At 33.3% G+C, this 13068-nt stretch carries 14 protein-coding genes; 6 read left to right on the top strand and 8 right to left on the bottom strand.

Features of this window, described 5'->3' with window-relative positions:
• On the bottom strand, positions 1–741 hold the full coding sequence (locus WDZ98_RS03965; RefSeq protein ID WP_368057310.1) for an SDR family oxidoreductase: 741 nt from the start codon (positions 739–741) through the stop codon (positions 1–3).
• A 108-nt stretch (positions 742–849) separates the two neighbouring features.
• Between WDZ98_RS03965 and WDZ98_RS03960 the strand changes: the two genes are divergently transcribed.
• A complete protein-coding gene (locus WDZ98_RS03960; RefSeq protein WP_014966068.1) occupies positions 850–1071 on the top strand; it encodes an AN1-type zinc finger domain-containing protein in 222 nt (73 codons plus the stop codon).
• A 2-nt stretch (positions 1072–1073) separates the two neighbouring features.
• On the opposite strand, the gene WDZ98_RS03955 is transcribed toward WDZ98_RS03960, so the two are convergent.
• Positions 1074–1358, bottom strand: coding sequence for a hypothetical protein (locus WDZ98_RS03955; protein ID WP_368057312.1), 285 nt, complete (start codon positions 1356–1358; stop codon positions 1074–1076).
• 31 nt (positions 1359–1389) lie between these two features.
• Complete coding sequence (locus tag WDZ98_RS03950) at positions 1390–1947, bottom strand: hypothetical protein (RefSeq protein WP_368057314.1); 558 nt, start codon at positions 1945–1947, stop codon at positions 1390–1392.
• A 54-nt stretch (positions 1948–2001) separates the two neighbouring features.
• Here WDZ98_RS03950 and glnA point away from each other — a divergent pair, with 54 nt between their 5' ends.
• Positions 2002–3462, top strand: coding sequence for a type I glutamate--ammonia ligase (gene glnA, locus WDZ98_RS03945; protein WP_368057316.1), 1461 nt, complete (start codon positions 2002–2004; stop codon positions 3460–3462).
• On the opposite strand, the gene WDZ98_RS03940 is transcribed toward glnA, so the two are convergent.
• Complete coding sequence (locus tag WDZ98_RS03940; RefSeq protein WP_368057318.1) at positions 3459–3737, bottom strand: hypothetical protein; 279 nt, start codon at positions 3735–3737, stop codon at positions 3459–3461. The two genes, glnA and WDZ98_RS03940, sit on opposite strands and share 4 nt — an antisense overlap.
• Positions 3738–3791: 54 nt before the next feature.
• Positions 3792–5480, bottom strand: coding sequence for a thermosome subunit beta (gene thsB, locus WDZ98_RS03935; protein WP_368057320.1), 1689 nt, complete (start codon positions 5478–5480; stop codon positions 3792–3794).
• A gap of 103 nt (positions 5481–5583) precedes the next feature.
• Here thsB and glyA point away from each other — a divergent pair, with 103 nt between their 5' ends.
• Entirely contained in the window at positions 5584–6906 is a 1323-nt protein-coding gene (gene glyA / locus WDZ98_RS03930) for a serine hydroxymethyltransferase (RefSeq protein WP_368057322.1), read from the top strand.
• 3 nt (positions 6907–6909) lie between these two features.
• Here glyA and WDZ98_RS03925 read toward each other — a convergent pair whose 3' ends face one another.
• Both WDZ98_RS03925 and WDZ98_RS03920 read right to left on the bottom strand, forming a co-directional pair.
• A complete protein-coding gene (locus WDZ98_RS03925) occupies positions 6910–10284 on the bottom strand; it encodes a DNA polymerase II large subunit (protein ID WP_368057324.1) in 3375 nt (1124 codons plus the stop codon).
• A gap of 12 nt (positions 10285–10296) precedes the next feature.
• Positions 10297–11049 (bottom strand): geranylgeranylglyceryl/heptaprenylglyceryl phosphate synthase, encoded by a 753-nt coding sequence (locus WDZ98_RS03920; RefSeq protein ID WP_368057326.1) that lies wholly within the window; start codon positions 11047–11049, stop codon positions 10297–10299.
• 64 nt (positions 11050–11113) lie between these two features.
• On the opposite strand from WDZ98_RS03920, the gene WDZ98_RS03915 reads away from it, so the two are divergent.
• From WDZ98_RS03915 to WDZ98_RS03905, 3 genes are all read left to right on the top strand, one after another.
• On the top strand, positions 11114–11476 hold the full coding sequence (locus WDZ98_RS03915) for a hypothetical protein (protein WP_368057328.1): 363 nt from the start codon (positions 11114–11116) through the stop codon (positions 11474–11476).
• Between the two features lie 127 nt (positions 11477–11603).
• Positions 11604–12206, top strand: coding sequence for a winged helix DNA-binding protein (locus tag WDZ98_RS03910; RefSeq protein WP_368057468.1), 603 nt, complete (start codon positions 11604–11606; stop codon positions 12204–12206).
• Positions 12207–12342: 136 nt separating this feature from the next.
• Positions 12343–12504 carry an AbrB/MazE/SpoVT family DNA-binding domain-containing protein gene (locus WDZ98_RS03905; RefSeq protein ID WP_368057330.1) on the top strand — a complete coding sequence of 54 codons (162 nt, stop codon included), beginning with the start codon at positions 12343–12345 and terminating at the stop codon, positions 12502–12504.
• Between the two features lie 4 nt (positions 12505–12508).
• Here WDZ98_RS03905 and WDZ98_RS03900 read toward each other — a convergent pair whose 3' ends face one another.
• Complete coding sequence (locus tag WDZ98_RS03900) at positions 12509–12895, bottom strand: hypothetical protein (RefSeq protein ID WP_368057332.1); 387 nt, start codon at positions 12893–12895, stop codon at positions 12509–12511.
• Positions 12896–13068: the final 173 nt, after the last annotated feature.

The raw sequence follows: 13068 nt of genomic DNA, 5'->3' as shown, positions 1-13068 counted from the left end.
TTAACGTTCTTGGGTTGTAGGTCGTATCAAAATTTCATTTACGTTGACATGTGGTGGTGAATCAACTGCATATAGAATTGCATTGGCAATATCTTCAGCTTGTAAAGATTCCATCTTTTTTGCATTTTCAATGAAACCCTGTAGGGATTCATCGGTGATTGTATCATTGAGCTCAGTTGCAACAACACCAGGTTCAATACTAGTTACTCTAATGTTTGAACGAACACTGAATTCTTGTCTTAAACCCTCACTAAAAGCTGCAACAGCATGTTTTGTTGCACAATAAACACTACCAGCAGGAAAAACAATTCTTCCAGCTACAGATGAAAGATTTACAATATGACCAGATTTTTTTTCTTTCATATGAGAAATTACGGATCCTGTAGAATACAAAACACCTTTGAGGTTTACATCGATCATTCTATCCCATTCATCAACTTTGAGACTTTTGAAGAAACTTAGAGGCATTAAACCTGCATTATTCACAAGAATATCAATGGAACCCCATTTATCTAAAACTGCTTTAGCAAAATTATCGCACTCGGATCTTTTTGTTACGTCTAATTTTTGATAAAATACCTCACCGCCATCGGATGAGATTTTTTTAGCAAGTTCTTCTAATCTGTCAACTCTCCTAGCACCGATAGCAACTTTTGCACCTGCTTTTGATAAAGCCAAAGCGGTGGCAAATCCAATACCACTACTAGCGCCAGTTATTATTGCAACTTTATCTTTAATCATTAGATCTCTAACACAAACTATATTGCAACATCGTAAAAATGTTTAGACAGTAAAAATTTCTGGAGTAATATTGACACCTTTATTAAAAGAAAAATAACAAATGTGATTATGCAATCAGAAAAATGTGCATATTGTGGAGATTTAACAGATTTACCGTTTCAATGCAACTATTGTAAAGATCCATTCTGTGCAGAACATAGACTTCCAGAAGAACATAGATGCGTAAAACTAAGTCAAATTAGAGCTAAAAGATTTGGTGAAAAAAAAGTCATCAGGGATGGAGGGCGTAATAAACCAAATATTTTAAAAAGAATTTTTGGGAGATTTTAAAATCAATAAGGACTTTTGTCAGGAGAAATTTTTGCACGTCTTCCTTGATAAATAAGAGCAAATGCAAGTGCAAACATCACCATAGCAGTTAATGGAAAATTTTGAGGTGCAGGTAAAATGAACCAATAATAGATTCCAAAACCAATAGACACGATTGCTTGCGTCCATAATTTTATCCATTTTGGTATTTTTACCAATCTGCTTACAATTTCAACAATAAAAATTCCAATTACAGGATAAATAGTGTAAAATAGAAAATCAAATACTTCAACGCCTGTATGAGACATATAATATTACAATAAAGGGTATAATTTCTATCTAATCTTCCCAATGAACCTTAGTTGCAATGTTTTTAGCAATTAAGGCCTGAGCATTTTCGTATGGAATTGTAGCTATATCTTCGGTTTTGAAAGGACCATATTTTTCAAGATCAACACCGATGATTTCATCAACTTCATTGAGAAATCGTATTACAATTTTCTTAGTTTTATGATTCTGAGTTAATGATTCAAGGAATTTAGATTTACCATTAATTGTTGCAGAAAGAATCATTTCGGTTCTCTCTTTTTGATCTTCTTGTGAATCAAGAATAAATTTTTCTTCATCTAATAGATAACTAGTCTCAAAATCAGCTGATTTTGAGATTTTATCCAATCGAATTTGTATTAGCAATGATGTTAATTCTATAACCATATCTATCAGAGTATTTTTAATTTTATTTTCTATACCATCAAATTCCTGTTTTCTTAAATTTCCAATAAAATCAGAAAGATTTCTGTAAAAGTTGGGTTCAATTTCTACAAGAGAATCATTTTCAGTTTCACGTAAAACTATATGATGTAAAGAGATGATATCAATTTGATTTGTTTCTGACATTTCTTACCTAATCCTTAAATGGCTGATGTATTTGTGTTTGATTGAAGTAGAAAATTGCCCTATAAAGTTAGTCATGGAAAAGCAATACAAGTAACATATTCACCTGATGAAGTTTTCGCTAGAATTCAACATGAAGGTATTCAGTTTATCGATCTACAGTTTACTGGCCTTACAGGTCATTTTCACCACACTACAATTTCAGCAAATACTTTCACGCCTGAACAAATGCGAGATGGATTACCTAAATTAGATGGTTCATCAATTGTTGGTTTTACGACTATTGATGACTCAGATCTACTTCTAAAACCAGATCCAAATACATTTGCAATAATTCCTTGGATGACTGAAAATAAAACAGCAAGACTTCTTTGTGATATCTATTGGGGAGAAAACAGAGGAAGATTAAACAGAGATCCTAGAGGTGTTTCTCAAAAAGCAGAAGAGTATATCAAAACTCAAGGATTTGATTTTAGTACCTGGGGACCAGAAGTTGAATTCTTTGTTTTTGATAAAGTACATTGGGATGTTTTAACTCCATACAAGGGGCAGTCTTATTCAATTGAATCAAAAGAAGCTCCATGGAGTCAATCAGGAGATGGATATCCTATGGGATTACAAGAAGGATATTACCCAAGTACACCATCAGACACTCTTACACCATATAGAAATGAATGTGTAAATATTCTTAATGAAAATTTTGGAATCTTATGTGATAATCATCATCACGAAGTTGCAACTGCAGGGCAATGTGAAATTGATATCAAATATGATTTAATGACAAATGCTGCAGATGCTGCACAAACATACAAGTATGTAATAAAAAATCTTGCACAAAAATATGGTAAGGTTGCAACAATGATGCCAAAACCAATTGCAATGGATGCAGGTTCTGGAATGCATGTTAATGTTAGTTTATGGAAAGGAAAGGAAAATGCATTTTTTGATCCAGATGATGAAATTGAATTAAGTCAGATTGGAAGATATTTTTGTGGTGGAATCATTAATCATGCAAAAGCACTGTCAGCATTTGGTAATCCTACTACTAACTCATATCATAGATTAGTACCTGGATACGAAGCACCAGCATATATTGCATGGAGTGCGGGTAATCGTTCTGCAATAGTTAGAGTTCCAAAACATCTTACAGGACAACAATATGCACATCTAAAAAGACTTGAATTTAGAGCCCCTGATCCTTCTTCAAATCCATATCTTGTATTTGCTGCAGTAACTGCAGCAGGAATGGATGGAATCAAAAAGAAGATGGATCCTGGAGAACAAGTTAAGGATGATATTTTTAAGATGACAAAATCTGATAGAGCTAAAAGAGGAATTGGAGTTCTTCCAAAAAGTCTTGGAGACGCATTAGATGAGTTAGAGAGCGATAGAAAATTCCTTAATACAATTTTTGATAATGATGTAATTGATAAGATTATAGAATTAGAAAGAAGAGATCAACGTGAGATATCCATAAGACCGCACCCACATGAATTTTATCTCTACTTTGATGTTTAAGTTCTTCCAGTAAATTGGAAGATATAGTATAATGAAATAGCCATCAGAACAAATCCTCCTCCTAAAAATAGTGCTCGTTTACTTTCAGATGTTGCAGATTTGTATAGTAAAACACCACCTGCTAGACCTACAAATAATACCAAAACACCACTAATCACTCCATCAAAACTTGTGTGTGTGATAAATGGATAAAAAAAGCCTGAAAGTAATGCAAAAAAAGCAACTAAGTAAATGTATTTGAAGCTAGCAAGCATTCGAGAAGATGTTTTATTCAATATTGTTCGTGGATTTGATTAGCAATTAAAGTTTTGAAATTTTTTAAAAATAATTTACATCATTCCGCCCATGTCAGGCATTCCACCCATTCCTGGCATTCCACCCATTCCGCCCATGTCAGGCATTCCACCACCAGGTGGACCACCAGCAGATTTTTGGGTAGCAATTACATCATCGATTCTAAGAATCATACAAGCAGCTTCGGCAGCGGCAGAAACAATTTGTAGTTTTACTGCAAGAGGTTCAATGATATCACTTGACTTCATATTTGCAATCTTTCCTTTCATCACATCTATTCCAGTCCATTTTTCTCCCTTTTGTTGTTTTGAACGAAGAAGTGTAAGTGTGTCAATTGGATCCATTCCAGCATTTTCAGCAAGAGTAATTGGAATTTCTTCTAACGCATCAGCAAATTTTTCTACTGCAAGTTGTTCTCTACCTTCTAAAGATTTAGCCCAACTTCTAAGTTTAGTTGCTGCAAATGTTTCGGGGGCACCACCACCTGCTACAATTCGTGGTTTCAAAATAACATCTTTTACAACCATTAATGCATCATGAACAGAGCGTTCAACTTCATCTACTACTCTTTGTGAACCACCACGAAGAAGTAATGTTACAGATTTTGGATGTTTGCATCCTTCAACAAAAACCCATTTGTCTTCTTCAATTTTTCTTTCTTCAACTAGCTCAGCTATTCCAAGATCTTTTTCAAAAAGATCATCTAGATTTGTGACTATTCTAGCACCTGTAGCTTTTGCAAGTTTAGTAAGATCACTTTCTTTAATTCGTCTAACAGCAATTATTCCAGCTTTTGCCAAATAGTGTTGAGCCATATCATCTAATCCTTTTTGGCATAAAACTACATTTGCGCCAGAACCGATTACTTTGTCAACCATTGTTTTTAACATTCTATTTTCTTCATCAAGGAATGATTTTAGTTGTTGAGGATTTGAGATGTTAATTTTTGAATCAGTTTCAGTTTTACTGATTTCTAATGCGGTGTTAATCAATGCAATTTTTGCATCGGTGATTTTTCTAGGCATACCTCCATGAACAATTTCTTTATCAAGAACAATACCTTGAATAATTATAGAATCTTTAATTGAACCTCCTGCTTTTTTTTCTACTTTAATATCATCGATGTCAACATCAAAAGTTTCTCCATTCTTTTCAACAACAGCAAGAACTGATGTTACAATTATGTCTGCTAGTTGATCAGAATCCTTTCTAACGAGTTTTGTTTGCATTGAAGTTTTTGCAATTTTAGTTAGAATGGTTTTATCATTAGCTGAGATCGTGTCTGCTATACTATCAAGATACTCCTTTGCTTTTTTTGCAGCCTTTCTATAACCATCAACAATAATGGTTGGATGAACATCTTGATCAATTAATGATTCAGCTTGTGAAAGTAATGCACCTGCTAAAATGACAGCTGAGGTTGTACCATCTCCAACTTCATTGTCAGTGGTTTTAGAAATTTCAACTAGCATTTTTGCTGCTGGGTGTTGAACATCAATTTCTTTTAAGATGGTAGCACCATCATTTGTAATTGTAACGTCGCCTAACGAGTCAACTAGCATTTTATCCATGCCTCTAGGACCTAAACTGGAATGCACAATTTCGGCAATGATTTTAGCTGCTGCAATGTTATTTTTTTGCGCTTCTCGTCCTTTGGTTTCTGAACCGCCTTCTTTAAGCAAAACAACAGGCATAGTTCCTTTAGAAGTAGCTTGCATACCCATAGATGCAAAAACCCTCAATTCCCCTTTTATACCTTCCAGATCAAGTAGGAAAGTTTGGATATTTCATCGGTGTTTTTAAATTGGGAAACCAAAGTGGCAAATTATGGTCAAATCACAAAATAGAGAATCTTATGATAAAATTTTCACAAAATTAAAAGAGCATCATAAATGGTTTGAAAATTCAATTCCATTGATTGCAAGTGAAAATATTCCTAGTCCTGCTGTTAGAGAGGCAATAATTTCTGATTTTGGAAATAGATATGCAGAAGGTTGGCCAGGTGAGAGAGTTTATGCTGGTTGTGTATACATTGATGATGTTGAGTTTGAATGTATGAAATTAGCCAAGAAATTATACAAAGCAAAATTTGCTGATGTAAGACCAATTTCGGGTGTAGTTGCAAATTTAGCAGTATATTCAGCATTTACAAACCCAGGAGATGTAATGTTAGCACCATCAATTCCAGCTGGTGGACATATTTCTCATGGTAAAAAAGAACATTTTGGAACTGCAGGTTTAGTTCATGGATTAGAAATTGAATTTTATCCATTTGATGCAGAAGAAATGACAATTGATGTAGACAAGACTAAACAAAAAATAGAAGAGCTCAAGAAAGCCAATCGTCTTCCAAAAATGGCAATGTTTGGTGGTTCATTGTTTTTATTTCCACATCCTGTTAAAGAATTATCAGATTTTCTAAAGAGTTATGATATGCATATCAATTATGATGCAGCTCATGTTGCAGGGTTAATTGCTGGTGGAAAATTTCAAGATCCATTACGTGAAGGTGCAGATACAATGACAATGAGTACTCATAAGACATTATTTGGACCTCAAGGAGGACTTGTGTTAGGTTCTGAACAACATGAAGAAGTAATTAAAAAAGCAACTTTTCCAGGTCTTACAAGTAGTCATCATATTCATCATATGGCCGGAAAAGCTGTTGCGTTTGCTGAAGCTTTAGAGTTTGGAAAAGACTATGCAACTGAGATAATTAAAAATGCCAAAATATTTGCAGAGGCATTACACAAGATGGGATTCAAAGTGTTAGGAGAAAGTAGAGGATTTACAAAGTCACACCAAATTGCAGTCAATGTTTTAGATTATTCAGATGGTGGAAAGGTAGAAGCTGATTTAGAAAAAGCAAACATCATAGTAAATAGACAACTAATTCCTGGTGATATTAAAGCTGGAAGAAATTATTTCCATCCTGGTGGAATAAGATTAGGAGTTTCTGAAATAACACGACTTGGAATGAAAAAGAATGAGATGGAAGAAATTGCATCATACATAAAACAAATTGTAATTGACAAAAAAGATCCAAAGAAAGTACTTTCAAGTGTAAAGGCTTTCAGAAAAGATTATCAAAAAGTCAAATTCTGTTTTGATAATAAATTAGGTGCTTACGAATACGTAAAATTAAGATAAATCTCAAGCATAATCAGTAAGCAGAGATTGATCTCCTTGATTTTTACCAAATACTAATTCAATTTCATCAGATAGAGCATGAATTCTTCCTCTCTGGTATTCACCTACATCATATTTTTCAACTAGTCTTTTTGCAAGCTTTAGATATTTTTCTACGGAACCTCTTGTAATTGTTGGAATTAATTTATGCCCACAAACACATGTTTGAATAAGTGGCATTCGACGAAATGATTTACCACATCCTGTGCACCTAAAGTTTTGTCTAGCATAAGCCCTAAGATTTCCCATGATATCAGGAACAAGATGTGTTGAAATGACGTTTGAAACAATTTCAGAAGTATTTACAGCATCAATTAATTCAGCATTTTTAACTTGCATATCAAATTTGTCAAGCATAGAACCAAGAGTAGAATATGCGCTACGTGATTTTGAAGTGGTTAGAGATGATGTTGAATGTGTAAAGTAATAATCATAAAATTGTCTTTTAGTTTCTAAACGAGATTTAATAATTTCTATAGATGTTATGTCTGATGCTTTAACCTCTTTGAATGTTGATTCGAAAAATTCTAAGGGTAGAATTTTTGTAACTTCAAGATTATGTGCTTGAGGTTGAGATTCGTGTGGTAAAACATGGGGTTGGATAAGTAATGGTGCATCCATCAATCCACCTATTCTGTCTGACAAAAACTGTCTTGAGAAATTTAGTAGACTGTCCATCAAAAGCATTATAGAATCAGCATCTCCATCAGCATCTCTTCTTTTTGCAGAATGCCAATTTGGGGTTGCAAAACAAACATGAGTTTCAGTGTATCCAATAATTCGTCCTACTATTCCAACAGAAGTATGAGGAGCTAAACCAATTATTAGATGTCCAATAAGATCTTTAGAATTTTTTACGTTGTAAAATGATGATTTTCCATAGAATTTCTCTAAAAGAACATCAATGTATTTACAAGTAGAAGCAAGATAATTTCCACTTTCATATGGAATAATCACATCTTGCATACGAAGTTCAACTATTTGATCTAAAGATTCAAGAGGATTTCCATCAATATCATGAGAATACCCTAGAGTTTTTAGTTTTTCAATAGATGTACCAATCCAAGAGGGTTTGAATTGAGTTAATGGGGAATTAGTTGCGTCAAATCTTACAGTCCCATCTTTGAAGGTAGTTAATCCAAAGTTTTGTCTTACAAGGCCTTTTTCAAGAGGTTCTGCAATTTTATCCTGATTGATTAATTCCTTTACTCCTTTGAATGGTTCTTTTGCCCTCAGTCCCATCTTTTCTTGAGCTAAAAGTAATCTTGCTTTTAATGGGAATTCTTTGTGCGAGTATGATGGAGCTTTACGCTTACATTTATCACAAAATGGCTCATTAAGAGTATCTCGACAGTTGGTACATCTGTAAGTAATTGATGTTTTATTCCCACACATGGAGCATTTTATGCCAATAGATGGTTGATTACACTGAGTGCAATGACGATTGAAGAGATTAGCAAAGAAATGCTCGTTTCTAGATGCTTTGAGAAGATCTCTGGTTGGTCCCCCTTTGTCACTAATTGGGAATAGTACATGTGTTGGAGGTTTCATTTGCCTGGCGGCAGCCTTTTCGGGTCTTCCTATTCTAACTCCAATACTTGTTGAGAATTTATTGTTGATTTGAATTCCAGACGATTTTGTTAAAATTTTTGGAACAGATAAATCACTAACAATTGGTTTTTCTCTAAATAATAAATTAAAGAATATTTTTGTCTCTTGATGTTCTAAAATTATTTTATCATTTTCAACTTTATGTGGAGTTCCTAAGTTTTCAAGTATTTTTTTAACTTGAATTGGATACTCGATATATTCTTCATGAATTTTATTTGGTTCTAAAAGTTTAGTAAGATCTTCTGAGGATATCTTATCCCAGAAATACAAATAAGTTGGATGGAGTGGGATTTTGAAATCAAGGGAAATTTTTAATGCTTCATCTATTGTAGGAATCCTACTCAAAAACTGTTCTAAGTGTTGGTTTTCTGATTCATGTTGAAGTTTTTGTTTTAATTCTTCTAACCAAAATTCTTCAACATATCCTGAAGGTATCAATTGGGCGTTGTTTTCAAGAAAATCTCCAAATGAGATTAGAATATCACCCAAATGTAATATTTTTTCTATTTCATTTTTGATTTCTAATCCATGTTTAACATCCCGAATTTTTACTACATTACCATTATTCAGACGAACTGTTGGGGTATCAATTGAATCAACAAAGGCTACAGTTGCCCCTTTGCCTGGAATGTCAATTTTGATTTGAGTTCCTACAGCTATTGTATGATCAAGAATTTCAGCAACTACTGGATGTATCCCAACTGCTGCGAATCCTGTATTACATGCTCTGCCATACCTTAATCGAAACCCGCCCAATTTATTAGGCATGGACAAGACTGATCTGCCTGTAATTACTTCACGCATTCTCTTAGCAGCTGCATCTTCTTGATTATCACCAGTTTGTACCGCCCCTTTAAGATCATTAAGCCACTCCCAACCATCCAGATTATACAATTCAATTCTTTGAAGGAGTTTTTTGGATCTTCCAATCAATCCGTCATTTAAAACACGTAAAGCCCCCCCTCTAACTCTATCAGTTTGAATGCGAACCATTGATTTGTGATTTACAACTTCAAATGGATCTGTATCTACTCCAGCTAATTCAACTGGAAGATTGGTAATAACATGCTCAATATCTTCATCTAAGATATGAAATTGAAAATTACTAGCTTCTCTTTCATAGATTCGTAATTCCTCAACAAATCTACCTGTTTCATCATCAAATGAATTGGCTTGAAATTTTGATAAACCTGCAATTTTTCTTACATGATCTGCTATTAGTAAGGTTACAGCAGATTCAGTGCCACCTGCTGAACGCATTGGTCCTGCAATAGATACAGAAAGGTAATCTGTACCATCTTTGTTTTTCTTAATTTTTACTTCACTAATTCCTTGAAGCGGTGCAATAGTAACCCCTTCAGTAATAATTGCTAACCCTACTCTAACTGCAAGATCTAATTTATCCTCCAATGATGCATTAGGAAGAGAATACTTTCCCAAGGTAATTTCTTTTGCTAAGATTAATGCTGAAAGCTCTTTCCCATTAATTTTTAGAATCTCTCTTAAATGATCAGCAATATCGATTTCATGCATTTTTGCAACTCGATCAGCCAAATCAAATGCAATTTTTGGTTCAATTATACCAGAAGAATCTACTAAAGTTGATTTTGCAAATGCAGCATGTTCAAATATTGAATATGTGTCAGTTGATAGATTAGAATAGTAATCGAGATAATAATCAGGCATTGCAATATGTCTGATTCTAGAAATAGCATCGTTTTCAGACATAATACAATCCTATTACTTGCTTCTTTGAATTACTTTTGCTATTTCTTGTAGTTTTTTGATACTTCCACCCTTTTCCAGAAAAGTTCCTATAACTAAAGCATCAGCACCTGCTTTAACTAAAGATTGGGCAGTCTTTACATCTTTGATTCCCCCCCCTACAATAAGAAATCCATTGAATGCACGTCTTACAGTCTGAACCATTTCTGGAGTAACATTGGTTTTTGCCCCTGAACCTGCTTCCAAATATACAAATCTCATTCCAAGAAATTGAGCTGCTAAAGCATATGCAGCAGCAATTTTTGGTTTTTCAAATGGAATCCCACGTGCAGAACCAACAAACCAAGCAGATGTTCCATCTCCAATTACCAAATAAGCAGTGGGTAGTGGCTCTAATCCAAATTTAAGAACGCTTGGAGCACCTAAAGCTTGTGCTTGAGTGATAAAATATGGATTTTCTGAGTTCATGAGAGAGCTAAATAGAATTGCATCGGCATCAGGTACAACACCTGTAACGTTACCTGGAAACAAAATAATTGGAATTTTAAGACCTTTTTTAATGCCTTTTACAACCTGAGCCATTTCAATCTGATCAGTAGCTGATGAGCCTCCGACTAGGATTGCAGAAGCTCCGATCTTTTCAACATCTTTAGCAAGCTTGCTTGATGCCTCTAAATTTGATACTTCTGAATCAATTAACACAAACAACAATGCCTTTTTCTTTTTTAATTCTAATTTTAGGAATGTTTCAACTTTATTTCCAGCCATAATGAAGGATTGTAGGTGTCTCTTTAAAGTTTAATTGGGATGTAGAATACAGATTTGTATAGCTATGGACAAGTTAGAACAATCTAATTTTAACAGTATTATTCATAAAATTATCAAAAAATCATTGTTTACAGAGCGACAAATTGAAATTATTTTAAATCAGAAGAATCTTCTTGAAGTTGATTTTTCTATAACAAAAGGTGCGTATTACAGGCAAGTTAAACAATCAAGAGAGAAATTAATTGGGTTATTCTATTCAATCATACTTTTTCGTGGTCTAGGCATACTTTTACCTGATGATATTGATGTGATATCCAAACTTTCAGAACAAATTAGTGTGATAAACGAGAGTGACATATTCCCTGAAAGAGAAGATGAAGTGATTAGTGTGATTGACAGGCTCATTCGTCAGGCATGTAATATGTGATGTATGTGACGTTTATGATTTGATATTCATCAAGATTGTTGTGATAACATATGTGAGATTGTTAATCTAAAGTGTGAAATAATATTGTTCAATCACGATAAATCACGACATAGGCGTAAAGTTTGTGATGTTAGTAGAGATTCCTGAACCTGAAGTGATTTTAGGTGTGATTTTAGCATTTATGGGTGGATTAATTGGATTGTATTTATATTTTAAAATACGTCCATTAATGAAAATTAGAAGTGATGTATTTGATGTATCACAAGCTGAACGTTTAGAATACTATGAAAGACAGTTAATTGATATGAAAATACGCCTAGATGCTTTAGAAATTCAAGGGATTGAACAAAAAATAGAAGATCCTAATCTAGAATTAAAACAATTTCTAGAGAAATTGGCTAGGAAGGAGATTAAAGATAAACAGATTGAAGAGATTGTAACGCATACAGTTGTTCCTGAAAAGCAAGTTTCTATGCCTAACACACCTAATATCGAACACATAAATCCAATTGATTATGTGTTGCATCTTATCACAAACAAAGATATGACATCACGTGATATACAAATCACATTAAAAAAGAGTAGAGAGCACACTTCACGATTAATGAAGAAGTTGTTTGAAGAGGGTTATGTTCAAAGAAATACTGACTCTAAACCATATACTTATTCAATAACTAAAAAAGGATTAAGTAAAGTAGAGCAAGTTCAAACTAACTCTATAATAACATAAGAAAATCTTCCAAGTGTTTTGAGTGTTATTTTTAAAAAAATTAAACGTATTTTATTCTAAAATATGACTATTTTATATTAAATAAATAATTAAATAAATTAATAAATTATATATATTATTAAATTATAATAATAATATGTCAGTTCAGGAGAATGAAGTTTTAGTAAAAATCACCTCTGCAGGTACAATTTCAATTCCCAAGCAATTTAGAAAGTATATGGATTTTCAAAAAGGTGAATATGTTAAAGTAATTCTTGGAAAAGATAGATTATTGGTAAGAAAAGTTATCATTTCTTAAGGGATTATTGTTGTTTTTGCCCTACCTTTATGGCCTGATATGTCCATTCTCTGCCAGTTCTGGCTCTATCTATTCGACCTTTTGTAGAGAATCGTGATAAATATGTAGAAATTATACTTAGTTTTACAGGCTCATTATATTCATCTTCATATTTTTCAAGAATGTTAGTAGAGGTAAATTTACCTATAGGGAAGAATTTATCTACAATATGCCAAATTTTGGCGCCTATTGAATCCATGTTTGTAGGTTCTTGTTCTTCTTCAATATTCATCAAGTCCATCATTTCGAATATTTTTAGAACTTTTTCTCTTGTGACATTACCCTCTAATTTGATGTCATAACGGGCACCGTCGGAGTCTTCCATATCTATTCGAATACGTTTCTTAGCCATCTTTGAGATCTAAAGGATCGATGGTTAACAATTCAAATGATCCAAGAATCTTTGTTAACAAACTACTTTGTTAACATTGACTGCCTAAACCACGCCTATGATATTTTTTGTTATTAACAATTAATTCTAAAGTATTTCTTAAATTTAGGTAATTATCACGCCTGGAGTGGAAA

Origin of the sequence: Candidatus Nitrosopumilus sp., assembly GCF_040878665.1 — an archaeon.
Taxonomy (GTDB): Archaea; Thermoproteota; Nitrososphaeria; order Nitrososphaerales; family Nitrosopumilaceae; genus Nitrosopumilus.
The sequence above is the reverse complement of the archived record's forward strand: the minus strand, read 5'-3'. Positions and strand labels throughout refer to the sequence as shown.

Excerpts from the sequence above, each read along its gene's own strand:
- WDZ98_RS03915 (WP_368057328.1), top strand. The coding sequence starts at position 11,114 with ATGGACAAGTTAGAACAATCTAATTTTAACAGTATTATTCATAAAATT.
- thsB (WP_368057320.1), bottom strand. The coding sequence starts at position 5,480 with ATGGGTATGCAAGCTACTTCTAAAGGAACTATGCCTGTTGTTTTGCTT.
- WDZ98_RS03905 (WP_368057330.1), top strand. The coding sequence starts at position 12,343 with ATGTCAGTTCAGGAGAATGAAGTTTTAGTAAAAATCACCTCTGCAGGT.
- WDZ98_RS03910 (WP_368057468.1), top strand. The coding sequence starts at position 11,604 with ATGTTAGTAGAGATTCCTGAACCTGAAGTGATTTTAGGTGTGATTTTA.
- WDZ98_RS03950 (WP_368057314.1), bottom strand. The coding sequence starts at position 1,947 with ATGTCAGAAACAAATCAAATTGATATCATCTCTTTACATCATATAGTT.
- WDZ98_RS03955 (WP_368057312.1), bottom strand. The coding sequence starts at position 1,358 with ATGTCTCATACAGGCGTTGAAGTATTTGATTTTCTATTTTACACTATT.
- WDZ98_RS03965 (WP_368057310.1), bottom strand. The coding sequence starts at position 741 with ATGATTAAAGATAAAGTTGCAATAATAACTGGCGCTAGTAGTGGTATT.
- WDZ98_RS03900 (WP_368057332.1), bottom strand. The coding sequence starts at position 12,895 with ATGGCTAAGAAACGTATTCGAATAGATATGGAAGACTCCGACGGTGCC.
- WDZ98_RS03925 (WP_368057324.1), bottom strand. The coding sequence starts at position 10,284 with ATGTCTGAAAACGATGCTATTTCTAGAATCAGACATATTGCAATGCCT.
- glyA (WP_368057322.1), top strand. The coding sequence starts at position 5,584 with ATGGTCAAATCACAAAATAGAGAATCTTATGATAAAATTTTCACAAAA.
- WDZ98_RS03960 (WP_014966068.1), top strand. The coding sequence starts at position 850 with ATGCAATCAGAAAAATGTGCATATTGTGGAGATTTAACAGATTTACCG.
- WDZ98_RS03920 (WP_368057326.1), bottom strand. The coding sequence starts at position 11,049 with ATGGCTGGAAATAAAGTTGAAACATTCCTAAAATTAGAATTAAAAAAG.